Annotated in this window: 22 protein-coding genes and 1 pseudogene; 9 read left to right on the forward strand and 14 right to left on the reverse strand. The window is 65.4% G+C overall.

Features of this window, described 5'->3' with window-relative positions:
- Window positions 1–32 precede the first annotated feature (32 nt).
- Both alr and APT59_RS01355 read left to right on the forward strand, forming a co-directional pair.
- Entirely contained in the window at window positions 33–1,103 is a 1,071-nt protein-coding gene (gene alr, locus APT59_RS01350; protein ID WP_059313212.1) for an alanine racemase, read from the forward strand.
- 177 nt (window positions 1,104–1,280) lie between these two features.
- Window positions 1,281–1,835 carry a cupin domain-containing protein gene (locus APT59_RS01355; protein ID WP_059313213.1) on the forward strand — a complete coding sequence of 185 codons (555 nt, stop codon included), beginning with the start codon at window positions 1,281–1,283 and terminating at the stop codon, window positions 1,833–1,835.
- A gap of 253 nt (window positions 1,836–2,088) precedes the next feature.
- Here APT59_RS01355 and APT59_RS01360 read toward each other — a convergent pair whose 3' ends face one another.
- Window positions 2,089–2,640, reverse strand: a complete 552-nt coding sequence (locus APT59_RS01360) for a DinB family protein (protein WP_059313214.1) — start codon at window positions 2,638–2,640, stop codon at window positions 2,089–2,091.
- Between the two features lie 145 nt (window positions 2,641–2,785).
- Here APT59_RS01360 and APT59_RS01365 point away from each other — a divergent pair, with 145 nt between their 5' ends.
- From APT59_RS01365 to kdgT, 3 genes are all read left to right on the forward strand, one after another.
- A complete protein-coding gene (locus APT59_RS01365) occupies window positions 2,786–3,772 on the forward strand; it encodes a glycosyl hydrolase 53 family protein (RefSeq protein WP_237140559.1) in 987 nt (328 codons plus the stop codon).
- A 282-nt stretch (window positions 3,773–4,054) separates the two neighbouring features.
- Entirely contained in the window at window positions 4,055–6,670 is a 2,616-nt protein-coding gene (locus APT59_RS01370) for a cellulase family glycosylhydrolase (protein ID WP_059313215.1), read from the forward strand.
- A 989-nt stretch (window positions 6,671–7,659) separates the two neighbouring features.
- Window positions 7,660–8,658 carry a 2-keto-3-deoxygluconate transporter gene (kdgT, locus tag APT59_RS01375; protein ID WP_059313216.1) on the forward strand — a complete coding sequence of 333 codons (999 nt, stop codon included), beginning with the start codon at window positions 7,660–7,662 and terminating at the stop codon, window positions 8,656–8,658.
- A gap of 232 nt (window positions 8,659–8,890) precedes the next feature.
- Here kdgT and rep read toward each other — a convergent pair whose 3' ends face one another.
- Window positions 8,891–10,903 carry a DNA helicase Rep gene (gene rep, locus APT59_RS01380; RefSeq protein WP_059313217.1) on the reverse strand — a complete coding sequence of 671 codons (2,013 nt, stop codon included), beginning with the start codon at window positions 10,901–10,903 and terminating at the stop codon, window positions 8,891–8,893.
- 59 nt (window positions 10,904–10,962) lie between these two features.
- A complete protein-coding gene (locus APT59_RS01385; protein ID WP_059313218.1) occupies window positions 10,963–11,655 on the reverse strand; it encodes a hypothetical protein in 693 nt (230 codons plus the stop codon).
- Window positions 11,656–11,830: 175 nt separating this feature from the next.
- On the opposite strand from APT59_RS01385, the gene APT59_RS01390 reads away from it, so the two are divergent.
- The gene (locus APT59_RS01390; RefSeq protein WP_059313219.1) at window positions 11,831–12,415 is read left to right on the forward strand and encodes a flavin reductase family protein; all 585 of its coding nucleotides are present in this window, start codon (window positions 11,831–11,833) and stop codon (window positions 12,413–12,415) included.
- Window positions 12,416–12,454: 39 nt separating this feature from the next.
- On the opposite strand, the gene APT59_RS22845 is transcribed toward APT59_RS01390, so the two are convergent.
- The 6 genes and pseudogenes from APT59_RS22845 to APT59_RS01415 all read right to left on the reverse strand — a co-directional run bounded on the left by APT59_RS22845 (window position 12,455) and on the right by APT59_RS01415 (window position 16,963).
- Window positions 12,455–13,000, reverse strand: a complete 546-nt coding sequence (locus APT59_RS22845) for a methyl-accepting chemotaxis protein (protein WP_420480532.1) — start codon at window positions 12,998–13,000, stop codon at window positions 12,455–12,457.
- A gap of 201 nt (window positions 13,001–13,201) precedes the next feature.
- Window positions 13,202–14,416, reverse strand: a pseudogene (locus APT59_RS22850) (methyl-accepting chemotaxis protein); the annotation flags it as partial.
- A 98-nt stretch (window positions 14,417–14,514) separates the two neighbouring features.
- The gene (locus APT59_RS01400) at window positions 14,515–14,844 is read right to left on the reverse strand and encodes an Arc family DNA-binding protein (protein ID WP_059313221.1); all 330 of its coding nucleotides are present in this window, start codon (window positions 14,842–14,844) and stop codon (window positions 14,515–14,517) included.
- A 31-nt stretch (window positions 14,845–14,875) separates the two neighbouring features.
- Window positions 14,876–15,517 (reverse strand): LysE family translocator, encoded by a 642-nt coding sequence (locus APT59_RS01405; RefSeq protein ID WP_059313222.1) that lies wholly within the window; start codon window positions 15,515–15,517, stop codon window positions 14,876–14,878.
- Between the two features lies 1 nt (window position 15,518).
- Window positions 15,519–16,289 (reverse strand): 2OG-Fe(II) oxygenase family protein, encoded by a 771-nt coding sequence (locus tag APT59_RS01410; RefSeq protein ID WP_059313223.1) that lies wholly within the window; start codon window positions 16,287–16,289, stop codon window positions 15,519–15,521.
- Window positions 16,290–16,324: 35 nt separating this feature from the next.
- On the reverse strand, window positions 16,325–16,963 hold the full coding sequence (locus APT59_RS01415) for an alanyl-tRNA editing protein (RefSeq protein ID WP_059313224.1): 639 nt from the start codon (window positions 16,961–16,963) through the stop codon (window positions 16,325–16,327).
- Window positions 16,964–17,055: 92 nt separating this feature from the next.
- Between APT59_RS01415 and APT59_RS01420 the strand changes: the two genes are divergently transcribed.
- The 3 genes from APT59_RS01420 (at window position 17,056) to APT59_RS01430 (ending at window position 20,206) form a co-directional block, all read left to right on the forward strand.
- Window positions 17,056–18,039 (forward strand): LysR family transcriptional regulator, encoded by a 984-nt coding sequence (locus APT59_RS01420; protein WP_059313225.1) that lies wholly within the window; start codon window positions 17,056–17,058, stop codon window positions 18,037–18,039.
- Between the two features lie 199 nt (window positions 18,040–18,238).
- Complete coding sequence (locus APT59_RS01425) at window positions 18,239–19,639, forward strand: sugar porter family MFS transporter (RefSeq protein ID WP_059313226.1); 1,401 nt, start codon at window positions 18,239–18,241, stop codon at window positions 19,637–19,639.
- A gap of 78 nt (window positions 19,640–19,717) precedes the next feature.
- Window positions 19,718–20,206, forward strand: a complete 489-nt coding sequence (locus APT59_RS01430; protein WP_059313227.1) for a UPF0158 family protein — start codon at window positions 19,718–19,720, stop codon at window positions 20,204–20,206.
- Window positions 20,207–20,237: 31 nt separating this feature from the next.
- On the opposite strand, the gene APT59_RS01435 is transcribed toward APT59_RS01430, so the two are convergent.
- The 5 genes from APT59_RS01435 to APT59_RS01455 all read right to left on the reverse strand — a co-directional run bounded on the left by APT59_RS01435 (window position 20,238) and on the right by APT59_RS01455 (window position 26,494).
- Window positions 20,238–21,395, reverse strand: a complete 1,158-nt coding sequence (locus APT59_RS01435; protein WP_059313228.1) for an ATPase — start codon at window positions 21,393–21,395, stop codon at window positions 20,238–20,240.
- A gap of 86 nt (window positions 21,396–21,481) precedes the next feature.
- The gene (locus APT59_RS01440; RefSeq protein WP_059313229.1) at window positions 21,482–22,006 is read right to left on the reverse strand and encodes a glycine cleavage system protein R; all 525 of its coding nucleotides are present in this window, start codon (window positions 22,004–22,006) and stop codon (window positions 21,482–21,484) included.
- Window positions 22,007–22,065: 59 nt separating this feature from the next.
- A complete protein-coding gene (locus APT59_RS01445) occupies window positions 22,066–23,124 on the reverse strand; it encodes a hypothetical protein (RefSeq protein WP_059313230.1) in 1,059 nt (352 codons plus the stop codon).
- A 136-nt stretch (window positions 23,125–23,260) separates the two neighbouring features.
- Window positions 23,261–24,541: an MFS transporter gene (locus APT59_RS01450; RefSeq protein ID WP_059313231.1), complete on the reverse strand. Its 1,281-nt coding sequence runs from the start codon at window positions 24,539–24,541 to the stop codon at window positions 23,261–23,263.
- 219 nt (window positions 24,542–24,760) lie between these two features.
- On the reverse strand, window positions 24,761–26,494 hold the full coding sequence (locus tag APT59_RS01455) for an OPT/YSL family transporter (RefSeq protein WP_059313232.1): 1,734 nt from the start codon (window positions 26,492–26,494) through the stop codon (window positions 24,761–24,763).
- Window positions 26,495–26,496 lie beyond the last annotated feature (2 nt).

The following is a 26,496-nucleotide window of genomic DNA, read 5'->3' on the forward strand; positions in this document are numbered from 1 at the left end:
ACTTTCCCTCTCTCTCCCTGCCGAGACCTCCCATGCGTCCCGCTCGCGCCGTCATCGACCTCGCCGCCCTGCGCCAGAACTACCGTCTGGCGCGTGAACTCTCCGATGCCCGCGCCCTGGCGGTGATAAAGGCCGATGCCTATGGGCACGGCGCGGTGGCAGTGGCCAAGACCCTGGCCAGCGAGGCCGACGGTTTTGCCGTGGCTTGCATCGAGGAGGCACTTGAGCTGCGCGCCGCGGGGATCCGCGCGCCCATCCTGCTGCTGGAAGGCTTCTTCGGGGTCGACGAATTGCCGCTGATCGTCGAGCACGATCTCTGGACGGTGATTCATGCCGACTGGCAACTGGAGGCTCTGGAGCGGGCCACCCTGGCGCGTCCGGTGCAGGTCTGGCTGAAGCTGGATTCGGGCATGCACCGGGTCGGCTTCTTCCCTGAGGATTACGCTGCCGCGTATCACCGGCTGCTGGCCAGCGGCAAGGTCAGCGGCATCGTCAAGCTCACCCACTTCGCCCGCGCCGACGAACCGGACAGCCCTGCCACCACCGCGCAGATCGCCACCTTCCGCGCTGCCACCGAGGGGCTGCCCGGCCCGACCAGCCTGCGCAATTCCCCGGCGACCCTGGGCTGGCCCCAGGCGGCCGGCGACTGGGTGCGCCCGGGGCTGATGCTCTATGGCATCTCGCCCTTCGCTGCGTCCCAGCCCGCCGCCGAGCGGTTGCAACCGGTGATGACCCTGACCTCCCGGGTGATCGCCGTGCGCGAACTGCCGGCCGGCGAGCCGGTGGGTTATGGCGCGCGCTTCGTCACCTCCGGGTCGACCCGGGTCGGCGTGGTCGCCCTGGGCTATGCCGACGGCTATCCGCGCCATGCGTCCAATGGCACCCCGGTGGCCATCGAAGGCCGTCCTGGGCAACTGATCGGCCGCGTCTCCATGGACATGCTCACCGTCGACCTGACCGACCACCCCCAGGCAGGCGTGGGCAGCGAGGTGGAATTCTGGGGCCGGCAGGTATCGGTGGCTGACCTGGCCGCACGCTGCGACACCATCCCCTACCAGTTGCTGTGCAACCTCAAGCGGGTGCCGCGCAGCTATCGCGACTGAGTCCAGGCGGATCGCGCCCGCTGGCGAGCACGGGCGAGCGCAGCCAGGCCCGCACGTCCGCCCTGGTGTTGTAAATCTCGAACAGCGTTGCCATGATGCCGAACACCGTGCCGTGGCACGCCTTCAGCGCGTGGCCTGGCCACGTCTCCCCCGCCTGCTCGAGGAGTCTTTCCCACCTTGGACGTCGGTGCCCGCCTGCAAACCATCCGTACCCTTAAGGGCCTGTCCCAGCGCGAGCTCGCCAAGCGTGCCGGGGTGACCAACAGCACCATCTCGATGATCGAGAAGAACAGTGTCAGTCCCTCCATCAGCTCGCTGAAAAAGGTGCTGGCCGGCATTCCCATGTCCCTGGTGGAGTTCTTCTCCCTGGACCTGGAACAGGACGCGCCAACCCAGGTGGTCTATCGCGCGGGCGAACTCATCGATATCTCCAGTGGCACCCACACCGTACGCATGCGCCTGGTCGGTCGTGCCCATCCCAGCCGGGCCCTGGCCTTTCTCGACGAGACCTATCCGCCGGGCGCCGACACCGGCGAAGAGATGTACGCCCATGAGGGCGAGGAGGCCGGCCTGGTGGTGGAAGGCCGGCTGGAGCTGACCGTGGGCGGCGAGGTGCACGTACTCGAACCGGGCGACAGCTACTATTTCGAAAGCAGCCGACCGCACCGTTTCCGCAATCCCTTCGAGACCCCCGCTCGACTGATCAGCGCGACCACGCCAGCGAATTTCTGAGCACCCGCAGCACGGCGGTTGCAGGGTGGAAAACGGCGCAGCCTTTTCCACCTGGAAGCCTGTGCCGGGGGCGCCCTCACCCCAACCCTCTCCCGGAGGGAGAGGGGGCTGTCCGAGTGGACGCTCGAGTTCCTCGGTCCGGGTAGATTCGTGAGCAGACCGTAGGTTGGGCTGAGACAGCTCCATCGTCGAAGCCCAACATTGCCACCACGCTGAGGTAAGGCCCGTTGGGCTTCGCTGCGCTCAACCCTACCTACAGGGCGATTCCCCACAACTCCTCTTCGTCGATCCCCAGCAAAGCCAGCTCCGCCCGGCGTAGCGGTTCGTCCTGAGCGAGAAAGAATTCGTCCAGTTGCGGGGGCGCCACGCCGCTCGCCAGGAGCAGGGCATGGGCCTGACCGCGATGATGCAGCTGGTGCACAAAGAGATGCTGCAGGACCCGCCCGGCCTGTTCGCGGACAGGACCGCTGGCGCGGGGTAGGGTAAGGGTCTGCGCCAGGCGCGCCGGATCGAGATCGCGGCACAGGGTGATCAGGCGCAGGTCGCTGGCGGCCTGGGCCTCGCTCAGCGTCGCCAGGTCCGGCCAGGCGTGGTCACGATAGGGGCGCGGCTGATGATGCAGGGCGTCCAGGTAGAAAAGATCCACGTCGAGTAGATGGCCAAGCAGGGCCCAGAGCGAGCCGAAAAAGGCCGCGGGCTGGGGCGCGCGCAAGGCAGCGGTGGACAAGCCGGCACAGGCCGTGAGCAGTCGGTGATTGGACCAGCGATTGTTGCAGGCCTGGGCCAGCAGCAGGGAGGCAGTCATCGGCAGATCCTTGGCTGGACGCGCGGACACCCACTGTAACCTGTGGAGATGTGCGGGGCGTCGCAGGCTGGCCAGCCTTGACGTTGAGACCGTGGCGGCGCTTTGCCATGCTCGCGCGCTGGAACTCCTCTTTGCAAGGATGCGCATGATGCCTAGCGTTTCGCCCTGGTACGGCCTTGGTCTGGTCGCGGCCCTGTTGTGGGGTGGCACGGTGCAGGCCGCCGATCCCGTGGCCCTGCCCGAATTGCCCTTCATTCCCCTGGGGGTGGTCGGGCACGACAACAATGCCGCCTATCCCGAGGCGCAGATGGAGCAGCGGCTGCAGCTACTCGACCGCTACAACCTGCGCAGCTATCGCTCCGGCGAATTTCTGCTGCTGGATCCGCCGCGGATGGATCGCCTGGTTGCCCTGGCCCGTCAGTACAACATCACCCTGCGTCCGGTGATCACCCGGCAGCTGACTCAGGCCCAGGCCTATGCCCTGGCCAAGCGCTATGCCAACGACATCAAGATCTGGGAGATCGGCAACGAGCAGGACTATTCGCGGGTAGGCGCCAGTATTCGCATCAGTCGGCTGGTGGACATCTACCGCGGTATCCGCCGGGCTTCAGACGAACTGAACGCAGGCCTCGAGACCACCATCAACGTGATGTCCTGCAATCCTGGCGAGAAGGGTCCCAAGGCACGCTGCCCCGGGGATCGGCTGGGCTCCATGTGGTTTCTCGACCAGGCCAAGGCGGCCGGCTTCGATTTCGACTACATCAGCTTCCACTACTACCCGCACTACCACGATCGTGGCCACTGGATGGATCTCTACCTGGGCCAGATGCGTGCCATGGCGGAAAAGTACCGCACGCGGATCTTCTTCAATGAGGTCAACTGCGGCGAGATCTACAAGGGCACCACCGATGGGGGGCGGCCAGGTGATCGCAGCTGCCATGACAGCCTCGAGGCCATCCTGTCCGAACTCAATGGGCGCTATCGCGACATCGTGCGCGAGATCAACGTCTACGAACTGCTCGATGAGCCGACCCACTCGATTCCCCACGAGCGGCACTTTGGGCTCATGTATGACCTGGACCGCCCCAAACCGGTCATGGAACTCATCCGTCGCTATGCCGGGGCGCCCTAGGGCGTCAGAAAGCGGACAAGTCTGACTTCAAGCGAGGATAGCCTCATCGCGTGACCGGGTAGTCACGGGAAAGTGGTAGGGAAAGTGCCATCATCGGCACCGTACATCTGGCAAAACACCGCGTTCACCCCCGCCTGATGATGGCACGGGTTCTTATTGGTCTAGCGCTTGCACTAGGCTTTGCGGGTGCCGGGTAAACGATCTTCCCTGGCAGTTTTCCTGCTGTACCGAGGTGGGATGCACGGATCGAATCGCGCACCTCGGCCTATCTGGTTCCACTGCATGACTATCCTGAGCTCTATCTCCCGCCGCCTGCCGCGTCAGGCGCTGCTGTTGCCTGCCCTGTTCGCCACCGCTTCGCTTGCCACCTCCGCCCAGGCCGTTGACCTGGTCGGTCTCAACTTCTCCGGCGCCACCTTCGCGGCCCAAGTATTGCCCGGTGTCAACGACCGCAACTTCATCTTCCCGGCCGAGAGCCATTTCCAGCAGTGGAGCGCCAAGGGCGTGAAGCTGGTGCGCTTCCCCATTCTCTGGGAGCGCCTGCAACCGTCCATGGGGGCCAATCTCGACCCGGCCTATGCGGCACTGGTCGATCGCACCCTGGGCTATGCCCAGAAGTACGGGGTCAAGGTCATCCTCGATCTGCACAACTACGCCCGCTACCAGGGCAAGGTCATCGGCGCGGGCGAAGTGCCCTACGAGGCCTTCCAGAACCTGATGACCCGCATCGCGCAGCGCTGGGGCACTCATCAGGCGCTCTATGGCTACGACATCATGAACGAGCCCCATGACGCCGTGAGCAACTGGCCGATCGCCGCCCAGTACGGCATCAACGGTGTCCGTGCGGTCGATTCGACCCATCCCATCTTCATCGAGGGCAATGGCTGGGCCGATACCACCCGCTGGCCGCAGTGGAACGACGCCCTGCTCAAGCTGAACGATCCGGCCAACAACCTGATCTTCATGGCCCAGGCCTTCTTCGATACCAACCTGAACGTGGCCAGCCTGGCGCCCAGCTATGGCGTCGAGCGCCTCAAGCCTTTCGTCACCTGGCTCAAGGCCAACAACAAGCGTGGCTTCATCGGTGGCTTCGGCGTACCTGACACAGATGCGCGCTGGTTGCCCATTCTCGACAGCATGCTCGCCTATCTGAAGCAGAACTGCATTCCGGCCACCTACTGGGCTGCCGGTCCCGGCTGGGGCACCTACAACCAGGCGGTCGAGCCCATCAATGGCAAGGAGCGTCCCCAGTGGGCGGTGCTGGCCAAGTACCTCGACAAGGACAGCTGCGCGGGCATCGGCCCCCAGGTAACGCCGACCGCCGCTACTCCGGCCAAGCCCCAGGCTGCGACCGGCGGGGCAACCGCCGGCAACACCGGTGGTACCGGTGCTACCGGCACCGCCGGGGCGACCACCGGCACGACCGCCGGCACCCTCACGGGCGCCGCCCCGGCCGCGGGCACCACCACCACTCCCGCAGGTAGCACGGCCACTACCGGGGCGACCACCGGAGCAGCCACTGGCACCGCGGGCAATGCCGCCAATGCCTCCAAGCTGACCACCGTCGAGCAGCTCTACCTGGCCTACTACGGCCGGGCGGCCGATGCCGGCGGGCTGAACTACTGGGCCTCGCGCCTGGCCGGCGACATGAGCGTCGAACAGCTGGCGGCCACCTTCGCCGGCAATGGCGAAGCCACCACCCTCTATGGCTCGCTGAGTGGCGCCGCTCTGGTCAACAAGGTCTATCAGAACCTCTATGGCCGCAGCGCCGACAGCAGTGGCAGCGCCTACTGGAGCAGCCGTCTGGCCAATGGCGTGACCTCGCGTGCCAACCTGCCGCTGGAAGTCCTGCGCGCTGCCGCTGGTGACGACAAGGCCTTCTTCGACAAGAAGGTGAGCACGGCGCTGGCCCAGGGCACCACCACCACGCCGGCCCCCGCGGCCAGCGTGCAACCGGTGCAGAACGTGGTCCTGCCGGTCGCCGGCGGTCTGGTCGCCTCGGCGCCGTTGACCGGCTACAAGAACATCCCCCTGGGGGTGGTCGGCCACGACAACAGCGCAGCCTATCCGCCTGCCGAGATGGAGGCCCGCCTGCAGCTACTGGCGGCGCGCAATCTGCGCACCTATCGCTCCGGCGAGTATCTGGTGACCAACCTGCCCGAGCTGGATCGGCTGGTGTCCCTGGCCCGCAAGTACAACATCACCCTGCGGCCGGTGATCACCCACAAGCTGACCCAGGCGCAGGCCTATACCCTGGCCAAGCGCTACGCCAACGACATCAAGATCTGGGAGATCGGCAACGAGCAGGACTACGCCAAGGCCGGTGCGCAGGATCGCATCAACACCCTGGTCGGGATCTATCGCGGCATCAAGCAGGCCTCGGACGAGCTGGGCGCCAACCTCAAGACCACCATCAACGTGATGGCGTGTAACTCGGATGATCGCACCACCACCTCGCGTTGCCCGGGTGATCGTAATGGGGCCATGTGGTTCCTCGACCAGGCCAAGGCGTCGGGCTTCAACTTCGACTACATCAGCTTCCACTACTACCCCTATGTCGACGACAAGGGCTACTGGATGGACATGTACCTGGGCCAGATACGCGCCATGGCCAACAAGTACAAGACCAAGGTGTTCTTCAACGAGATGAACTGCGGCAACGTCTACCAGGGCAACACCGATGGCGGCCGTGACGGCGATCGGGCCTGCTACGACAGCGTCAAGCAGATGCTCACGGTGCTCAACACCAGCTACCGGGATGTAGTGGCCGAGATCAACGTCTACGAACTGCTCGACGAGCCGAGCCTCTCGGTGGTCCACGAGCGGCACTTCGGGATGATGTATGACCTCAAGCGTCCCAAGCCGATCTTCGACATGGTGACCAGCTTCGCCAAGTAAGACCTGAACACGGCGATCGCCCCGCCCCCACGGCCTGTATGGCGTGGGGGCGGTGTCGTTTGGGGCGTGTCAGTTTGGAGCGGGGCGGCCCTCACCCTAACCCTCTCCCAGGGGGAGAGGGGATCGATCGGTGCAGGGCGAAGCTTGGGGGTATCGCCCGAGCCTGGGATGGCTTGCCCAAGCCTGTCCTTACTAGCCCTCACCAAGTAGGACCTGAGCACGGCAATCGCCCCGCCCCCCATGGCCTGTATGGCGTGGGGGCGGTGTCGTTTGGGGCGTGTCAGTCTGGAGCGGGGTGGGCCCTCACCCTAACCCTCTCCCAGAGGGAGAGGGGATCGATTGGCGCAGAGTGAAGCTTGGGTGTATCGCCCGAGCCTGGGATGGCTTGCCCAAGCCTGTCCTTACTAGCCCTCACCAAGTAGGACCTGAGCACGGCAATCGCTCCGCCCCCATGGCCTGTATGGCGTGGGGGCGGTGTCGTTTGGGGGTAGTCTGGAAGCGGGGTGGGCCCTCACCCTAACCCTCTCCCAGGGGGAGAGGGGATCAGTTGGTGCAGGGTGGATGGTTGTATCGTCAAAGCCAGGGAGGGCGTGCCCAAGCCCGAGGCTGCACCTGCTAGCCCCCTCTCCCTCCGGGAGAGGGCTGGGGTGAGGGCGATCCCGCCAAGGACCCCGCTTGAGCATCGCCCGTATCGCAGCCAGGGCATCGCTGCCGCGGGTGGTCTTCTGTTCCTGAGGCCTCTTCCAGACCAATAACCTGGGCCAGGCGCGGCAAATGGCCGGCACAGGGCGCCGAGCAGCCGGTGATTGCGGCAGGCCTGGTGAGGAAAGGGCAGCGGTGAGCGCTTCATTGTCAGCCCTGGCTGCCGCGCTTGCGCCTGCCTCTCTCTTGATCTTGGACTTTTGGCAAAGTAGCTTCCTAGAGCCTTTTCTCGTGGTCGGGAGCGGGTCCGCCCGCTCTCCAGGATGAATGTCCACTTCGGTGACGCCATGAAAATCAAAGCGACGATCGAGCGTATCCCGGGCGGCCTGATGCTGGTGCCGCTCTTGCTGGGGGCGGTGCTGCATACCAGTTGGCCAGGAGTCGGTCCTTACTTCGGCTCCTTCACCCAGGGTCTCATCACCGGCATCGTGCCCATCCTGGCGGTCTGGCTGTTCTGCCTGGGCGCCGCCATTCCCTCGCGGGCGACCGGTACCCTGCTGCGCAAATCGGGCACCCTGATCCTGACCAAGATCGGTACCGCCTGGCTGGTAGCCGTGCTGCTCGTGCAGCTGTTGCCCAGCGGTGGCGTGACGTCCGGATTCTTCGTTGGCCTGTCGGTACTCGCCGTCGTGGCGGCCTTGGACATGACCAATGCCGGACTCTATGCCTCGCTCATGGAGGAATACGGCACCCGCGAGGAAGCCGGCGCCACGGTCTTGATGGGCCTGGAGTCCGGGCCCCTGGTGACCATGCTGATCCTCGGCTCGACCGGGCTGGCGAGCTTCGAGCCGCGCCTGCTGATCGGCGTCGTCATGCCATTCCTGGCAGGCTTCGCGCTCGGCAATCTCGATCCGGAGCTGCGTGATTTCCTGTCGCGGGCGCCACGTATCCTGGTGCCCTTCTTCGCCTTCGCCCTGGGCAACACCATCGACCTGCGGGTGCTCATGACCACGGGGCTGCTCGGGGTGCTGCTGGCCCTGGCGGTGGTGCTGGTGTCGGGCAGCGCCCTGGTGGCGGCGGACATCCTGATAGGAGGCGGGCGCGGCACGGCCGGTATCGCGGCCTCCAGTACCGCCGGTGCGGCGGTCGCCACGCCGCACCTGGTAGCCCAGGCGGCACCGACCTTCGCCGCCGAAGCCCCGGCCGCCACGGCGCTAGTGGCCGTCTGCGTGGTGCTCACGGCGGTCCTGACCCCCATCGCCACCAGCCTCTGGGCTACCCATGTGGCGCCCAAGATACGCCCGGCTCAGGCGCGTCCGGCAGGGGACGGCCAGGGGGTGGGATGATGGCTCGTCGTTGCCAATAGCCTAGGCGCTGTCGGAAAGGTACCCAGGCTTGACCAGGCGGTGTGGAACGCACGCCCTATCCGCTTCCTCACCGATTCCGCCTTGCCTGGCCTGCGCTCGACGACTTTTCGTACCAAACCTGGGAAACCACCAGGCGCCGCCACCGGCAGCGATAGCCAGGGTCAGCGGCGCCAGTAGCCAGGGCGCGACGGCCCGGTTCCTGCGCCCTACGCTAGCCCTTCTTCAGCAACGCCCGCATCGCCGCCAGGGCATCGTTGCCGCGGGCGGCCTTCTGTTCCTGGGGAGCCTCTTCCAGGCCTTCCCACTGCAGGTCCTCAGGAGGCAATTCGTCGAGGAAGCGGCTGGGGGTGCAGTCGATCAGCTCGCCGTACTGCTTGCGCCGGGTGGCGTAGGTAAAGGCCAGGGTCTGGCGCGCGCGGGTGATGCCCACGTAGGCCAGGCGGCGCTCCTCCTCGATGGTGTCGGCCTCGATGCTGGAGCGGTGCGGGAGGATCTCTTCCTCCATGCCCATGATGAACACATAGGGAAATTCCAGGCCCTTGGAGGCGTGCAGGGTCATCATCTGCACGCCGTCGGCGCCTTCCTCTTCCTCCTGCTGGCGTTCGAGCATGTCGCGCAGGACCAGCTTGGCGATGGCATCCTCGATGGTCATCTGGCCTTCCTCGTCCTTTTCCAGGATGTTCTTCAGCGCATCCATGAGGAACCAGACGTTGCCCATGCGGAAGTCGGCGACCTTGTCGGAGCTGGCGTTCTGCCGAATCCAGTTCTCGTAGTCGATGTCCATCACCATGCTGCGCAGGGCGCCGATGGGATCTTCGCCGGCGCAGTTCTTGCGCACGCCATCCATCCAGCGCTTGAAGCGCCCCAGGCGCTCGGTGAAGCGGGCATCCAGGTGCTTGCCCAGACCGATCTCGTCGGCCGCGGCATACATCGACAGGTCGCGGCTGCCGGCATAGTTGCCGAGCTTTTCCAGGGTGGTGGAGCCGATCTCCCGGCGCGGCACGTTGATCACCCGCAGGAAGGCGTTGTCGTCGTCCGGATTCACCAGCAGGCGCAGGTAGGACATCACGTCCTTGACCTCCTGACGGGCAAAGAAGCTGGTACCGCCGGAGAGTCGGTAGGGGATCTGATGGTGCTGCAGCTTGAGCTCCATCAGCTTGGCCTGGTGGTTGCCACGATAGAGGATGGCGAAGTCCGCGTAGGGTCGCTGGGTCTTGAGGTGCAGGGTGAGGATTTCCAGGGCGATGCGCTCGGCCTCGCCGTCCTCGTTCTTGCAGCGCAGCACCCGGATCGGGTCGCCATGCCCCATCTCGCTCCACAGCTGCTTCTCGAACACGTGGGGGTTGTTGGCGATGAGCACGTTGGCGCACTTGAGGATGCGGCTGGTGGAGCGATAGTTCTGCTCCAGCATCACCACCTTGAGCGAAGGGAAGTCGTCCTTGAGCTGCATCAGGTTTTCCGGCCGCGCCCCGCGCCAGGCGTAGATCGACTGGTCGTCGTCGCCCACCACGGTGAACTGGGCGCGCTCCTGCACCAGCATCTTCACCAGCAGGTACTGACTGGTGTTGGTGTCCTGGTATTCGTCCACCAGCATGTAGCGGATGCGATTGCGCCAGCGCTCCAGCACCTCGGGGTGCTCCTGGAACAGCTTCACCGGCATCAGGATGAGGTCGTCGAAGTCGACCGCGTTATAGGCCTTGAGGGTGCGCTGGTAGTGCAGGTAGACCACCGCGGCGGTCTGCTCCTTGGGCGTGCGCGCCTTTTCCAGGGCTTCTTCCGGCAGGATGAGGTCGTTCTTCCAGTTGCCGATGTAGTTCTTGATCTCGTCCAGGCCGTCGTCGCCCTGGTATTCCTTCTGCATGATGTCGGTGAGCAGCGCCTTGATGTCGCCCTCGTCGAAGATCGAGAAGCCCGGCTTGTAGCCCAGGTGCACGTACTCGCGGCGGATGATGTTCAGCCCGAGGTTGTGGAAGGTCGAGACGGTCAGGCCGCGGCCTTCGCCGGCCTTGAGCAGGCTGGCCACCCGCGCCTTCATCTCCCGCGCCGCCTTGTTGGTGAAGGTCACGGCGCAGATGTACTGGGCGCGGATACCGCACTGCTGTACGAGGTAGGCGATCTTGCGGGTGATGACGCTGGTCTTGCCGGAGCCGGCACCGGCCAGCACCAGCAGGGGACCGCTGATGTAGGCCACGGCTTCGGCCTGGCGGGGATTGAGCTTGGACATGGCGGACCGGTGGGACGACGCTGGGCGGGGGATTCTACCAGCGCCGGTCCATCACGGTCTCAGGGCTTGGGCGGTGGCGCGACGAAGGTCAGCTGGCGCGGATAACCGTACTTCTCTCCGGGCAGCGCCGGGCTGTCGAGAAACACCGCCATGCTGCGGCCGAATTCGTTGACGTAGGTGACGGCATAGTCCTGGCCGTCGGCCAGGCGGACGATGGCGCCGGTCTTGAATTCTTCACGATTGCGCTCGGTGACCGGAATGGAAATGCCGGCGGCCTTGCGGTAGACGCCCTTGAGCCAATCCTGGTTGGTGAAGTCGTTGATCGGGGTGCTGAAGCGCCCCGGCAGGCGCTGCAGATGACGACCGGTGCCGGGGGCGTCATCCACCGCCAGGCGCCGGGGATAGCCTACGGCCTCGGCGTCCAGCGGGGTGCCGTCGAGGAACACCGCCAGGTTGTCGCCGACGCGCTGCACCTCGGTGATGGCACGCCATTCACCATCGCCCAGCTGGACCTGACGCCCACTGATGAAGCCCTCGACGTTGGCTGGCGTGGCCGGAATGGTCAGCCCCGCGACCCGTCGAAGCACGCCCCGATCCCAGTCTTCGTTGGTGAAGTCGTTGATGGAGCTGGAGAGGAGTGGCTGGGTAGCGGAAGTCTCGTGCGATGGGCTGGTGGTCTGGGCATGGGCCAGCGGCAGACCGAGATAACAGGCGCAGAACAGCAGGGCGGAGAGAGCCAGGCGAGTGGGCATAGAGGTCATCCTTAACGCAGGTTTCTTGTCGGTCCCATACCGGGAGTGGGCGATAGACCCTGGATGTCTCCCGGCGTTTAGGCCATGGCGGCGCAAAGCGGCATTTTTTTACCCGTGCGGCGCCGAATGGCAACCGCTGCGTTACCCTGAGGGCTTTTCCCGCTGGAGTGCGTCCATGAATTCGACCCTCGCCGCCGTCCCCCTGGCCAAGGCCTATCGCCTGCTCAACCACGGCCCCACGGTACTGGTCAGCGCCGCCCACGACGGCCGGCGCAACGTCATGGCCGCGGCCTGGGCCATGGCGGTGGATTTCGAGCCGTGCAAGGTGGCGGTGGTGCTGGACAAGCAGACCTGGACCCGTGAGCTCTTGGAAGCCGAGGGCAGCTTCGTGCTCAATGTGCCTTGCGTGGCCCAGGTGGATCTGGTGCAGACGGTCGGTAATACCACCGGGCGCGAGCTCGACAAGTTCGCCGCCTATGGCATCGAGACCCTGGCGGGTGAACGGATCGCGGCGCCGCGGATCGCCGGGTGTGTGGCCTGGCTGGAATGCCGGCTGCTGCCCGAGCCGCACAACCAGCAGGGTTACGACCTGTTCCTCGGCGAGGTGGTCGCTGCCCAGGCCGATACTCGGGTGTTTCGTGATGGCCGTTGGGACTTCAGCGGCCAGGATCCCTTGCGCACCCTGCACCACGTCGCCGGTGGCCACTTCCTGGTGATCGGCGACGGCATTCAGGGGCAGTTGCTGACGCCCCGGGGGTAGGACGGACGACACCAGCGCCTGGCGTCGTCCGGGCAGTGGTCAGACGCGGAAGCGCGCCACCATCTGCTGGAGGTCGCCGCCCAGCCGCGCCAGTTCGCTGACCGACGCCGCGGCATGGGCATTGGCGTTGGCGGATTCCTCGGCCAGGCCGCTGACCTTGACCACGTTGCCGTTGATCTCCTCGGCCACCAGGCTCTGCTCTTCCACGGCGGTGGCGATCTGCTGGTTGAGGCTCTGGATTTCCGCCACCGTCTGGTAGATGACGTCCAGGGCGCGTTCGGCGTCCTGGGCCAGGGTCACGGTGCCCAGGGTGCGGTCACGGCTGGCCTGCATCCGCGTGCTGGCTTCGGTGGTGCCCTGTTGCAAGGTGGCGATGAGTTCGCCGATTTCCTGGGTGGACTCCTGGGTCCGCTGCGCCAGGGACCGGACCTCGTCGGCCACCACGGCGAAGCCACGACCCTGCTCGCCCGCGCGGGCGGCTTCGATGGCGGCGTTGAGCGCCAGCAAGTTGGTCTGCTCGGCGATCGCCTTGATCACGTCGATGACGCTGCCGATGCGACCGCTGGCGGCATCCAGGCGCTCCATGGCGGCGCCCAGGCCCTGAACCTCTTCGGCCGCCAGGGTGATTTCCTGGGCTGCGCGCTTGACCGTGCGGCTGCCCTCACGGGCCATGCTATCGGCGTTCTGCGCGGCGATGGAGGCGTTGGCGGTATTTTGCGCCACGTTGTGCACCGTGGCCGCCATCTCGTTCATGGCGGTGGCCACCTGGTGCATCTCGTCGCGTTGCTGGGTGGCGCCGCGGCTGGTCTGGACGCCAAAGGCCGAGAGTTCGTCGGCCGCGCTGCTGAGCTGCCCCACGCCATTGGCGATGCCACCGACCAGCTGGCGCAGATCGGCGGCCATGGCCTGGGTGGTGCGCTGCAGTTCGCCGAGTTCGTCACGGCGGGTCACCGCATCGCTCGGGGTCAGGTCGCCGGCGGCGACGCGCTTGAGCATGGCCATGGCGGTCGCCAGCGGCTGGGTGATCTGGCGGGCGATCAGCCAGGCGGCGGCGATGCCGATGAGCAGGGCGACCAGGCTGGTCAGCAGCAGCTTGAGCAGGGCGGCCTGACGTTCGGCGGCAGCGGACTTGAGCTGACCCTCGCCCAGCTGATCCAGCAACTGCACCAGCTTGTTGCCCTGGTCCTGCAGGCTGGCGACCGCGGCTTGGGCCTGGCGATTCTGGGCGACGATGGACTCGAAGAAGGCGCGGTAGCGGGTCACGTCCTGGGTGGCGCTGTAGAGGCGCGCGGCGGTGTCGCCATCGATCTGCTTCTGGGCGGTCGCCAGGGTCTTGAGCAGGTCGTCGATGACCTTCAGGGTCGCCTGGGACTTGCTGTCATCGGGAGTCCCGAGGAAGCGGCGGATGGCCAGGCGCACGCCGACCATCTGCGCCTTCATCTCGGCCACTGCCTTGAGGTCGGCGGTGCTGTAGCTGCCACCCGGAGCAAAGACCCGCTCGAACAGCTGATCGAAGGTCTCGGTGACGGTATCGGAGACCTTGGTCAGCTCCTTCTGCGCCTCGGCGCTGGTCTGGCTGGACTGCTGCAGGGCAGCGAAGCGTTCCTGGTAGGTCTTCATCTCCTGCTGGATGTTGTGCAGGATGGCGACGTTGGCCGGGTTGCTCAGCAGAATCAGGCCCTTGGCGACATCTTCCGCGACCACGGCCAGATCGGCCTGTTGCTTGGTGACGCTGGCGGCACTGGGATCGAGTAGGTAGTTCTTCTCGTCGATCCTGACGTTGAGGATATGGGCCTTGAGCTCCCCGCTGTAGCGCGTCTTGGTGATGCGGTCGAGCAGGGTGTTGGCGGTGAGATAGCCGAACAGGGCCACCACCGTCACCATGACCAGCAGGGCACCAAAGCCCAGGGCCAGCTTCTTGGAAATGCCGAGATTGCTCAGCCAGGAGGCTTTGGAAGCAGACATGGGAATACCGAGAGAGAGTTCGAAGACTCCCTTCATCGGCCATCCCCGTCGATACTTGAAAGCCGACTGTCAGCGCCCTCAAGACAGCCTGGCGACGCTGACGGCTGGCTCCTGGGCAGGCGCGGTCGATCTGCTCAGGCGGTTTCTCGGCTGGCCATGGGCACCGGCAACTCCAGCTCCAGCACGGAGATCAGCGCCCTCTGCTGGCGCTCGTTGAGTTGGCGAAAGCGTTGTAGCAACAGCTGTTCATTGCCATTGAGCAGATCGTCGTCCTCGTCGATCTGCTGCTGCTCCAGCACCCCGTCCTGCACCAGGCTGCGCTCCAGCCAGGCGACGATCTCGGTATTCATGCTATGGCGATGGGAGCGCGCCACGGCGGCGATGCGCTCACGCATGCCATCGGGTAGGCGGACGACAAACTTTTCCGTGGGAATTCCAGCGGGAGCGCGGTGAACGTAAGGCATGGCGAACCTCCAAAGAACGGGGTGGCTGACGTCAAAGCGCCGACAACAGCAGTCGACCGGCGAAGAAGACCAAGACCAGGCCCATGGTTCTTTCGAACCAGTGGCCCAGGCGGAGAAAGGTCCGGCGAACGCGCGGACTGGAAAACAACAGGCTGACCAGGGCGAACCAGGCGGCATTGACCGCGCACATCCACAATCCATAGAGACCCTGTACGGTCAGCGGCGTGCTGGCGCTGACCACGGTGGTGAATATGGCCAGGAAGAACAGCGTGGCCTTGGGGTTGGTGGCGTTGGTCAAAAAGCCGGTCAGGAAGGCCTTGCCGGGCGACTGGCGCTCCAGGTCGGCGGCCTGCCACTGACTGTCGTCCAGCGGCGCGGCGGTAGGCTTGCTGCGGATGAGGTTGAAGCCCAGCCAGAGGATGTAGGCGCCGCCGACGATCTTGGCGACCCCCAGCAGCCAGGGCGTGGCGTGCATCAGGGCGCCGATGCCCAGCAAGGTATAGAGCACGTGCACCGAGATGCCGGCGCCGATGCCCAGGGCGGTGCACAGACCGATCAGGCGGCCGAATCTCACGCTCTGACGTACGGTCACGGCGAAATCCGGGCCGGGTGCCAGTACCGCGAGAAAGTGGATGGTCGCCAGGGCGAGGAATTCGCTCAGGTAGGGGGACATGTCAGCTCCAGTACGTCAGGGGTTCGGCAACCCCGCGATAACCGACGAAGCACGACAGCGACAGGCGCGGCTGATCGTTGCCGGGGGTCACGGCGTGCATGCGGCGGGAATTGAAAAGGATCAGGTCGCCCGGTTCGGGGCGGATGGTCAGACAGGGCGGGCCAAGGCGATCGGGTTCGATGCCGTAGCTGTCGCCGCGCATGGCGTCGAAGGCCTCCGGGGACAGTTCCCGCGACCAGAGCTGCAGTTCGCCGCCGCTGCTGGGCATGGTCAGGTAGACGTTGCAGGCCAGCTGGGTCACCAGGCTTTCGGCCTCTTCGCTGCCCGGGGCGTCCTTGGCGAAGATGTCGTGGTGGGCGAGAAAGCGTACCCCCGGCTTCACCACCCGCGACAGACCGACGTACATCTTGCGGCCCCAGAGGGTCTGCAGCTGGGCCCCCGCGGGCCAGACCTCATCGAGGGTGCAGCGCACCAGATCGATGGGGTTGAGATAGGGGCGACAGCGTCGACGTAATTCTTCCAGGTTGCTGGTGACGCTGGCGAAGTAGTCGTCCATCTGCGCACGCTGGTGCTCCGCTTCGTAGAAGGCCATGCCGATGCGGCCAATGCTGGGCGCGTTGATGTAGGTGGCAAAGCCGTTGCCGAGGATCTGCTGACCCAGGTCATTGGCCAAGGAACGTGGCACGAACTGGCGAATGCGCACGGCCAGCAGGTCTTCAGCGGTGAGGCGGAGCAGGCTCTCGGTGTCGAGAGCGTCGAGTTCGAGCAGCATGGCGCTTCCTTTCTGGGGGTAGGGTGGGCGGTTGATCAGGCGCCAGCCATGTCGTAGCTCACCAGCAGGCGTCCCTTCTTTTCCTTGACGCCCAAGGCGCTCAGGGCGCCGACCGCGCGCAGCGACCGCACGTGGGTCCCGCCGCAGGCATAGCGCGCCACATCCTCGCCAAAGCGCACCTGGCGCTGGCCGTCGGCCTGCACCTCGATCTGCAGCGGCAGGTCTTCTTCCACCAGGGCGTCGAAGTGCGCCTGCAGGGATTCGGCGTCCAGGGCGACGGTTTCCTCCCCCGGGACGAATTCGATACGGCCTTCACCCGGCCAGTGATGGGCCTTGACCGGCTTCCAGCCATGGGTCTCGCCGATGTGGCCGAGCAGATGCCCGGCCGAATGCAGCCGCGAGTGCAGCTGGCGGCGCGCTTCATCGACCCGCGCCAGCACGCGACCTGGCGGCAGGGCACGGTTGGTGTGGTGCAGGATGCGCTCGCCGTCCTGGACCACCCGGGTCACCTCGGCAGTGCCGATCCAGCCCGTGTCGCTGGGTTGCCCTCCGCCCTGGGGATGGAAGGGCGTGGCGCGCAGTTCGACGACATAGCCTTCCTCGGCGGCGCTACAGGCGTGGACCTCGACCTCGGCGATCAGGCTGTCGCTCAGGAAATACAGGCGCTCGGTCATACGTCTACTACCTAGAAAACGAGAAACATCCTCATTTTAAAGAGTGCACACAAGGGTGATAATCCATCTTCTCTCCAAAGGAATTTTGCGCTGTGAGCATAAATCTCCCCCTGCCGCTGCTCAGCGAGATGGCCATCTTCGTGCGGGTGGTGGAGAGCGGCAGCTTCTCTGCGGCGGCCCGCCAGCTGGGGCTGACTCCCTCGTCCACCAGTCGCAGCGTGGCGCGCCTGGAGAAGGCCCTAGGCACCCGACTGCTCAATCGCAGCACGCGCAAGCTGCGGTTGTCGGAAGCGGGGGAGGAAGTCTATCGGCGCTGCAGCGACATGGTCGGCGCGGCGCGGGCGGTGCTGGAGGTCAGCGGCCAGTTCAATCAGGCGCCGGCCGGCGTCGTGCGGCTGTCGGTGCCCAAGGCGGTGGGCAGCACGGTGATCCATCCGCACATGGCCGACTTCCTGCGCCGCTATCCGGCGGTGGACGTGCAGCTGCTGCTGGAAGACCGCCATGTCGACCTGATCGACGAGAACGTCGATCTGGCAATCCGCATCACCGATAGACCACCGCCGGGACTGGTCGGGCGCCAGTTGCTCACCATCGATCACCTGCTCTGCGCCACGCCAGCCTATCTGGCCGAGCACGGCAACCCCGCGCACCCGCGTGATCTGGCCCTGCACAGCTGCATCTACCTGGCCGAGGAGCCGGCCGACTCGCGCTGGAAATTCCGCCAGGGCGCCAAGGTGGTCCACGTCAGCGTCCGGGGTCGCTACGCCGCCAATCACACCGGGGTGCGTCTGGACGCGGTACTCAGCCATATCGGCATCGGTAGTCTGCCGCTGTTCACCGCCGAGGCGGCCCTGGCCCGTGGCGAGATCGTCCAGGTGCTGCCGGAATGGTCCTTTCTGCCGCATTACCATGGCGGCGCCTGGCTGCTCTATCCCGCCACTCGCCATCTGCCGCCCAAGCTCAAGGTATTCATCGACTTCCTCGTCGAGCGTCTGGGAGATCAGCCGCTGCGCCCGGGGCAGGGCGCCGCCGCACTGCCGGAACAGCGCTTTCAGGAGTTGACCATCGGCAGCTAGAACCGGGTTGATCGTGCATTCGTGATGCTTTTCACAAGTTCTGTTACAGCTGGCATCATTAGGTGAAACGATTCACCTAACGTTTCTCTGCCCTGAACACCGTGGTTTGCCCTGGGTCATGCTCACCGAGACCCGCCCGCGCGGGTGGATCAGGTCGTCGCCACGATCCCTGCCCTGGCAAAACAAGAAAGGATTTCCCATGCTCGCTTCATCACCCTCGCTCGCCACTCCCGTGGCGGCCACCCCGCGCAAGGGGCTGGTCGTGCTCATTGCCGTGATCGCCGCCCTGGGTGGCCTGCTGTTCGGTTACGACACCGGCATCATCGGCGTCGCCCTGCTCGGCCTTGGCCGCGAATTCGCCATGGACGACACCGTCAAGCAGCTGGTGACCGGCGCCATCATCTTTGGCGCCCTGTTCGGCTGCCTCGGCACCGGCCCGATCTCCGATCGGCTCGGCCGGCGCAAGACCATCATCGGCGTGGCCCTGGTGTTCGCCCTGGGGTCGGTGCTCTCGGCACTGTCGCCCAACGTCACCCTGCTGATCCTGTCGCGCTTCCTGCTCGGCCTGTCGGCTGGCAGTTCCACCCAGATCATCCCGGTCTATATCGCCGAGGTGGCGCCACCGGAGCACCGTGGCAAGCTGGTGGTGCTGTTCCAGTTCATGGTGGTGTTCGGTATCACCGTGGCCTATTTCACCGGTTTCGCCCTGGACGAGCACTGGCGCTGGATGTTCGGTCTCGGCCTGGTGCCGGCGCTGATCCTGCTGGCGGGCATGGCGGTGCTGCCGGAGAGTCCGCGCTGGCTGCTGGTCAAGGGTCGTGAACAGGATGCCCTGGCGGTGCTGGAACGGGTGCGGGGTGGCAGGACCGCGGCCGAGGCCGAACTGGCCGAGATCAAGACCGTGAGCAACGCGCCGGAAGGCAACTGGAGCGATCTGTTCTCGCCGTGGGTTCGGCCGGCCCTGCTGGTGGGCGCCGGCATCGCCATGTTCTCGCAGATCACCGGCAACAATGCCCTGATCTACTACGCACCGACCATCCTCACCCAGGCCGGTTTCTCCGACCAGACCGCGGTGCTGGCCACCGGCTGTAGCACCATCCTGGTGGTGATCATGACCGTGGTGGGCAGCTTCCTGGTGGATCGCATCGGTCGTCGTCGCTACCTGCTGACGCTGATTCCCGGCTCCATCGTCGCCCTGGCGATCATGGGTTACCTGTTCCAGGGTGCCGGTCCCCAGACCGATGTCGAGCGCTGGACGGTGGTGGCCTGCCTGGCCGCCTACCTGATGCTCAACTGCGGCGGCTTCGGCGTCTGCATCTGGCTGATCAACGCCGAGGTCTATCCGTTGTTCGTGCGCGGCAAGGGCGCCAGCGTCGGCGCCTTCAGCCACTGGGGCTTCGACCTGCTGGTGACCCTCACCACCCTGAGCCTGGTGACCAAGCTGGGCGCCGCCCACACCTTCTGGCTCTATGCCGGCATTTCCTTGGTGGCCCTGCTGTTCATCTGGCGCCTGGTGCCGGAGACCAAGGGCAAGAGCCTGGAGCAGATCGAGCACGACCTGCGCGAACGGCGCTTCTTTCCCTATCAGCGGAAGGGCTGAACGCCAGCTCCGGTGCTAGGGTCGCAACAGGAGCGGAGATAGATCTCCGCTCCTGTTCGCCTGTGCCGGAGTCCCGCCATGCGCCCCCTCACCCTCGACCTCGATCTGCTGGCTGCCGCCCTCGACAGCCGAGAGCGAGGCACCCACTTCCTCGATCTCGAAAGCGGCGCCCTGCGTCTGCTCGACCCGGACGACCTCAGTCTGGAAGAGCGCGAGGAGCTGGAAGATCCCGAACGCTACCTGCCGCTGCCGCGGCTGACCCAGGACGACCGCCTGGAGCTGCGCGAAGCCTTTCTGCACCAGTTGCGCCATCCCCACGCCCAGCCACTCTTGCGTGCCGCCCTGGAGAGCCGGCGGCCGATCCGCACCTTCGACTACGAGCTGGAGCTCTTCCCCTCGGTACGCGACGCCTGGCAGGCCTTCGCCCTGAGTCGCCTCAAGGAAGAGCTGCTGGTGCTGCTGGACGAAGCCGGCCTGGAGGCCCTGCCGGCGGATGGCCGGCTGCCGCTGCCGGACGATATGCCCGAGGGCATCCGGCGGCGGTTGGAGAAGGGGCAGGGGCGATAGGGCTTGCCGCCCGATGGTCAGCTGAACACCCCTAGTTTGACGAAGCGTCCGGCAGCATGCCGGCGCTACGCATGAGGTCCGGCAGTCCTTGCTCTTCGATGGCGTAAACGCCGCGCTCAGCTTTCCAGATCAATGCCTTTTCCTGCAAAGCAGCCAGGGCCTGCTGCACGTTCTGCGCGTAGGCGGCCTCTTGGGCCTGGGCCTCGCTCATACCGGCGAGCTGTAGCATTTCTGCGTACTTGCCAAGAGTTGCCAATTCGAAAGGCGCATAGTCCTTGCCCTGGACCGCCATCACCTTCAGTACGGCTGCTTGAATCGGTGTGAGGCTGCGAATTACGGCGAGAGCGCTCTCGGACATCTCTCGCACGTGCTCGTCGACGGCTTCAGCAAAAGCGACATTGCCCACTGCAGCATCATCGATCATGGAGTATTCGAGTACCTCACGGGCTGCTTGCAGTGCCTCGGGGCGATAGCCCGCTTCGACGAATTTGCTCCAGACCACTTCTGGATCAAGGGTGAAATCGAGCCTGGACTGCGCGCAGAACCAGTCCACATAGCCTTTGTCAAGATGGGGAAAGTTGACCAGAGGCGCATTGAAAAAGGCTTGGTCGCGGCTGTTTCTGAGCATTGCCAGCTTGTCCCGGCTGGAGCCGGTGCAGATAAGTCTCAGGCCGTGATGGTGTGAGCCGTTCAATTCGTCGCGAGCCGCCTTGAGGGCGAAGAGCGTGTTGCTGCCAGCCGCTGTGGTCACAGCATGCTGAGCTTCGTCGATAATGAGCGCTATCGGCTTGCCGAGACTGTCGGAAAGCGCTGCCAGCGCAGCGGCCAGGGTTACGCCCTTGGCTTTGCCGATGCTGCTGGTATCTATCTCGACCCCACCCACCTTGAGTTTCACCACGCCGCTTTGCTTGGTCAGCTTGGCGATCAGACCAAGATTGCGCTCGATGGCAACCTTAACCGCTTGGTTGATCAACTCAGCCGGATCAATCTGTCGATTCGACCAGAGATCGACGTAGATCACCTCGGCACCTGCTAGCTGGAGTGCGGGCGCCAGATCTTCCCGCATGAAGGTGGTCTTGCCGGTTCGCCGTGGCGCCGCCAAAAACAGACCGGGATGCAGCGGGTCTGCCATGATCTTGGCGGCATAGGTAGTAGCCATGGCGTGTCGGTGATAGAAACGCTCGGGCATCGACAACTCCCTGTTTAAAGGCGATTAAAGTCGATTATAGATCTTTATAGATCTTTATAGATCGTCGCCATGAAGCCTACTTAGGGCTAATCGTGCCCGTGCCGATAGAGCTTGAGTTCCACCATCAGGTCGTCGGTGAGGGTTTCTAGATGGGCCTGCAGGGTTTCGAGGGCCAGGTCCGCCGGTAATGCCAGCAGGGCGGTGGCATGGAACAGCACTTCGCTGCTCATGGGCGCCGGGCGCGTCTCGGTGGACAGGCGTTCGACATTGACCCCGACCTGATGCAGCGCCCGGGTGATGTCGCGGACGATGCCGACGCGGTCGTTGCCCAGGAGGTCGAGCTGCACCAGCGGTGCACCCACCGCAGCCGGCTGGCCCGGCTCGCCCACCAGGATGCGCAGGCCGGGAATGGCCAGCTGTTGCAGGGTCTCCACCAGGCCGTTGCGCAATTCCGGCTCGACTTCCACCGAGAGGATCCCGGCGAACTGCCCTGCCAGATGGGCCATGCGGCTCTCCAGCCAGTTGCCGCCCTGGGCGGCTACGCAGTCGGCCAGGGCTTCCACCAGACCGGGACGATCAGGGGCGATGACGGTCAGGACCAGGTGTTCCATGGCGGGCTCCAAGGCAGGCGAGGGGTGCCTGCAGTCTAGCCCGCCAGGCGGACGCTGGCCTACTGGATATCCTCGGGTTTGACGATCACCCAGTGCTTGTCGGCGTTGACCGCCACACCGCTCTTGGCCTGACCCTCGGCGTTGCTCTTCATCATCGCCTCGATCTGGGTGCGGTACTTGGCCTTGCGATCGATCCACAGGTGGATGCCACCCTTGGCGCCGTCCACGCCCTGGAACAGCATGGGGCCGTCGCTGACCGGGGTGTCGCCGCCGACCAGGATGGGTTTCTTCCAGGGATCTATGTAGGTGAGGATGGCCGCGTACTTGCTGGCGAACCAGGTGGCCGGGGTCCACAGATAGGGCGTGACCTGCAGCCTGAGATTGGCCTTGGGATCGTACTTGCCTTCGGCGATCTGCTTACGGGCGGTGGTCAGCTGGCCGCTGACGGGGTCCTTGAGCAGGGTGCTGACGCCAATGACGTTTTCCGGCTTCACGCCATAGCCGTAGCGCGGATCGGCAGCGATCATACGCACCAGCTCTTCGTGGGCGGCGCTGATCACATAGACCTCGATGCCGTTCTCCATCAGCTTGTGATAGAGCTCCTGCTGGCCGGTGAAGGGCTTGGGCGGATTGACCTCCACCGTCTCGACCTTGTCGTCCTTGCCGTAGTAGGTGGCCGGGATCGGCTTGCCGTAGGCCATCAGTTCGTCGACATAGCCCTTGAGCTGCTGCAGGGTGAAGCCGGAGAACACCTGGGCGACCCAGGGATAGCAGACCAGGTCGTCGATCTCGCAGAGCCGGTAGTAGTAGCTGTTGAGGCTTTCCTGGTGGCCGCCGACGTCCTTGAAGGGGATCAGCTTGAGCGAAGGATCCAGGGTCTCGCGGGTCAGCACGCCCTTCATTTCCAGGAATGGTAGCAGGGCCTCTTCCAGGTCATAGCGGTAGCTGGTGTTGTCCATGTCGAACACCGCGTAGTTGCCCTGGTTGGCATTGGCGGTGATCAGGGCATCGAGCTGGCGGGCGGCGTCGGCCGGCCAGTGGGTCAGCTCGGTGGCAGCGGCGGTAAGCGACAGCAGGCCGCCGGCCAGACCGGCGAGAAGGCGGGGAAGGGAAGACATCGGTGGGCTCCGGCACAGCGACCACCCAGTGCGGTCGCCTGGCTGCAACCCTAGCAAAAGGCTGTTACAGATCCGTGTGAGAGACGACCCGTGCGAATGCGAGAGCGGCAGGACCTGCCGCTCTGCGACAGGGCTGTCAGGCGGTCACGGTCTTGAAGCGCGGCTCGGTGTTGCCCTTGAACAGTGTCAGGGTCGCGACCAGGCCGAGGACGGCGGCCAGGGTCAGCCACATGCCGGGGGCGGCCTTGTTGCCGGTCTCCTGGATCAGCCAGGTGCAGACCATCGGGGTGAAGCCGCCGAAGGTCGCGGTGGCCAGGCTGTAGGCCAGGGAGAAGCCGGTGGTGCGCACATGGGCGGGCATCACCTCGGTCAGGGCGACCACCATGCCACCGTTATAGGTGCCATAGAGGAAGGACAGCCACAGCTCGACCATCAGCAGGCGCGAGAAGCCCGGGGCGTGGGTCAGCCAGATCATCGCCGGGTAGGCGGTGAGGATGGCCAGGACCGTGGCGAAGATCAGCAGCGGACGACGGCCGACGCGATCGCTCAGGGCGCCCATCACCGGCAGCCAGATGAAGTTGGACACGCCCACGCAGGCGGTCACGATCAGGCTGTCCAGGGCGGTCAGGTTCAGCTCATGCTTGCCGAAGGTCGGGGTGTAGGCGGTGATCAGGTAGAAGGAGGCGGTGGTCATGGAGACCATGGCCACGCCGGCCAGCACCACGCCGAAGTTCTGGCGGATGGAGGTCATGGTCTCGCGGAAGGTCGGGCGATGCTTGCGCGCCTCGAATTCCGGGCTCTCTTCCAGGGAGCGACGGATCATGAACAGGAAGGGCACGATCAGGCAGCCGATCAGGAAGGGAATGCGCCAGCCCCATTCACCCATCTCGGCGGGCGACAGCCAGTGGTTGAGCAGCGCGCCCAGCACGCCGGCGAAGACCACCGCGACCTGCTGGCTGGCGGACTGCCAGGAGACGAAGAAGCCCTTGCGCCCGGGGGTGGCGATTTCCGACAGGTAGACGGACACGCCACCCAGCTCCACGCCAGCGGAGAAGCCCTGCAACAGGCGGCCCAGCAGCACCAGCAGCGGCGCGGCAACGCCCAGGGTGGCATAGCCCGGCACCACGGCGATCAGCAGGGTGCCCAGGGCCATCAGCATCAGGGTCACGATCAGGCCGTGACGGCGACCGTGCCGGTCGATATAGGCACCAAGGAAGATGGCGCCCAGCGGCCGCATCAGGAAGCCGGCGCCAAAGGTGGCCAGCGACAGCATCAGGGAGGCGAGTTCGTTGTCGCCGGGAAAGAAGGTCTTGGCGATGGCCGTGGCATAGAAGCCATAGACCATGAAATCGTACATTTCGAGGAAGTTTCCGCTGACGACGCGGAACACGGATTTGGCTTTCGAGGTGGTGGCCATGACTGCTAGCTCGATTGGGTTTGTTATGGAGACAGCTCGCGCAAAGGGCGCCCAGGCCTCTGTGGGTGGGTCGCGCTATTTGTAACCATATGTGTTGCAAAACTGCGCTGGCAAGCTGAATCGGACCGGAACCCCCGAAATTGCTGACTTTGAAAGGTTGCTGAAAGATTCGAGACATTACGTCTGGAAATTATTGTCCAGTTGACAAGATGTCGCAGCTCAGCTGAAGAACATCTGCCAGAACGCCGCGCCCACGCCGGCCAGGCTTTCTCCCGCGATGAGACCCGCGGCGGCCGCCAGGGCGAAGCGCTCGGCCACGCCTGGTGCTCGCCAACGCACCAATGCAGTGAGCAGGGCGCCCAGGGTCATCATCAGCGACACCGAGGCCGGCAGGATGAAGGCCAGGCCCAGGGCCGCAGAGCTGGGCAGCCAATGGGCGCGCCGCGCTGGCAGCAGGGCTTCGGCCAGGCCCAGCAGCAAGCCGGCCAGGGCGCCGAGGACGATGCCCAGCCGCATGGCGCCATCCAGTGCACCCAGGCCCTGGGTCAGGGTTTCCGCCACTGCCTTCCACTGGGCCACCGCTGGCGCTGGCCAGGCGGCACTGAGCAGCAGTGCCTGGGGATCGGGAATCAGCACCTGGTAGGTGAGCACCCCGGTCACCGCGCCCAGGGCGATGCCCAGGCACTGGGCGACCACCTGCTTGGCCGGGGTGGCGCCGATGGCCTTGCCGACCTTGAAGTCGTTCATCAGGTCGGTGCTCTGGCCGGCCGCGCCACCGGCGGTGTTGGCGCCCATCAGGTTGATGTTGACCTGGCCAGGGGCGGCCAGGCCGAAGGTCAGCTGCGACAGCTGGCCAATGGCACCGATGGGCGGGATGCCAGTGGCACCTACCACCCGCGCGGCCATGGCGGCGAGAAAGAGCGCCAGTGGCAGGGCGATCAGGGCGAGCCAGGGATCGATGCCGAACAAGCGGACCTGAAGCGTCACCACCAACAGCGCGGCGACCACCAGCAGCGCCAGCGGCCAGGCCCGTGGCCGGCGCCAACCCCGGCGCTGCCGCTCACCGCGAGGCAGCGTGATCAGGCGTACCGCCAGCGAGGCCAGGGTGGCGCTGACCATCAGACTCACCCCCGGCCAGAGCAGCCATTGCACCAGGAATCCATATTGCGGACCGCTGGCGTCCGCCGGCAGGTCGGCAACGCCGCTGGCCAGCAGCCAGGGCGCCACGCCCGCCCAGGCCAGCAGCGTACCGAGCAATAGCGACAGCCCGACGCGCAGACCGATGATGCCGCCGAAGCCGAGCAGCAGCAGGGAGGGATCGAAGCTGAAGGTCAGTCGCTCCAGCGCGGGCGAGGGCGCTGCCCGCGGCAGTGCCCAGGCGAAGGTATCCACCAGCTTGACGGCTGCCGACAGTGCCAGCGCGCCCAGCAGTACCCGTAGCCGGGCCAGGGCCTCGGCGCCGCTGGCATAGACCTGGCGCAGCGCTTCCAGGGTGGCCAGGCCCTCGGGAAATTTCAAACTGGCATCGGCCAGCAGCAGGGGACGCAGATACCAGGCCACCCAGATGCCGAGAAAACTCACCGCGAACACCCAGCCCATCAGCGGCAGGGTCGGCAATTGCTGGCCGGTCAGCAGGGTATAGGCGGGGATGGGCGCCACCAGCCCGCCCGAGACGATGCTGGCGGCCGCCGAGGCCACGGTCTGGTTGATGTTGCTCTCGTGCAGCGTCCAGCCCGGTTGCTGCAGCCGTCGCCCGAGACGATGCCAGAGGCCATAGCTCACCAGCAGGGCGATGATCGACATGTTGAACGACCAGCCGATCTTGAGCCCGGCATAGACGTTGGCAGGCGTCAGCAGAATGCCCAGCAGCGCACCGGTAAGCAGCGCCCGGGGGCTGAGTTCGCGGGTCACTGGCTGGAGCTGATCGAGCGGGGCGGCGGTGGCGTCGGACACGA

This window comes from Pseudomonas oryzihabitans (assembly GCF_001518815.1).
Lineage (GTDB): Bacteria > Pseudomonadota > Gammaproteobacteria > Pseudomonadales > Pseudomonadaceae > Chryseomonas > Chryseomonas oryzihabitans_E.

Coding starts and splice junctions, on each gene's coding strand:
- APT59_RS01410 (WP_059313223.1), bottom strand. CDS start 16,289: ATGCTGCTCGAACTCGACGCTCTCGACACCGAGAGCCTGCTCCGCCTC.
- APT59_RS01445 (WP_059313230.1), bottom strand. CDS start 23,124: ATGTCTTCCCTTCCCCGCCTTCTCGCCGGTCTGGCCGGCGGCCTGCTG.
- APT59_RS01360 (WP_059313214.1), bottom strand. CDS start 2,640: ATGACTGCCTCCCTGCTGCTGGCCCAGGCCTGCAACAATCGCTGGTCC.
- APT59_RS01400 (WP_059313221.1), bottom strand. CDS start 14,844: ATGCCTTACGTTCACCGCGCTCCCGCTGGAATTCCCACGGAAAAGTTT.
- APT59_RS01450 (WP_059313231.1), bottom strand. CDS start 24,541: ATGGCCACCACCTCGAAAGCCAAATCCGTGTTCCGCGTCGTCAGCGGA.
- APT59_RS01385 (WP_059313218.1), bottom strand. CDS start 11,655: ATGCCCACTCGCCTGGCTCTCTCCGCCCTGCTGTTCTGCGCCTGTTAT.
- APT59_RS01430 (WP_059313227.1), top strand. CDS start 19,718: ATGCGCCCCCTCACCCTCGACCTCGATCTGCTGGCTGCCGCCCTCGAC.
- APT59_RS01370 (WP_059313215.1), top strand. CDS start 4,055: ATGACTATCCTGAGCTCTATCTCCCGCCGCCTGCCGCGTCAGGCGCTG.
- rep (WP_059313217.1), bottom strand. CDS start 10,903: ATGTCCAAGCTCAATCCCCGCCAGGCCGAAGCCGTGGCCTACATCAGC.
- kdgT (WP_059313216.1), top strand. CDS start 7,660: ATGAAAATCAAAGCGACGATCGAGCGTATCCCGGGCGGCCTGATGCTG.
- APT59_RS22845 (WP_420480532.1), bottom strand. CDS start 13,000: ATGGAGCGCCTGGATGCCGCCAGCGGTCGCATCGGCAGCGTCATCGAC.
- APT59_RS01390 (WP_059313219.1), top strand. CDS start 11,831: ATGAATTCGACCCTCGCCGCCGTCCCCCTGGCCAAGGCCTATCGCCTG.
- APT59_RS01415 (WP_059313224.1), bottom strand. CDS start 16,963: ATGACCGAGCGCCTGTATTTCCTGAGCGACAGCCTGATCGCCGAGGTC.
- APT59_RS01405 (WP_059313222.1), bottom strand. CDS start 15,517: ATGTCCCCCTACCTGAGCGAATTCCTCGCCCTGGCGACCATCCACTTT.
- alr (WP_059313212.1), top strand. CDS start 33: ATGCGTCCCGCTCGCGCCGTCATCGACCTCGCCGCCCTGCGCCAGAAC.
- APT59_RS01365 (WP_237140559.1), top strand. CDS start 2,786: ATGATGCCTAGCGTTTCGCCCTGGTACGGCCTTGGTCTGGTCGCGGCC.
- APT59_RS01440 (WP_059313229.1), bottom strand. CDS start 22,006: ATGGAACACCTGGTCCTGACCGTCATCGCCCCTGATCGTCCCGGTCTG.
- APT59_RS01435 (WP_059313228.1), bottom strand. CDS start 21,395: ATGCCCGAGCGTTTCTATCACCGACACGCCATGGCTACTACCTATGCC.
- APT59_RS01425 (WP_059313226.1), top strand. CDS start 18,239: ATGCTCGCTTCATCACCCTCGCTCGCCACTCCCGTGGCGGCCACCCCG.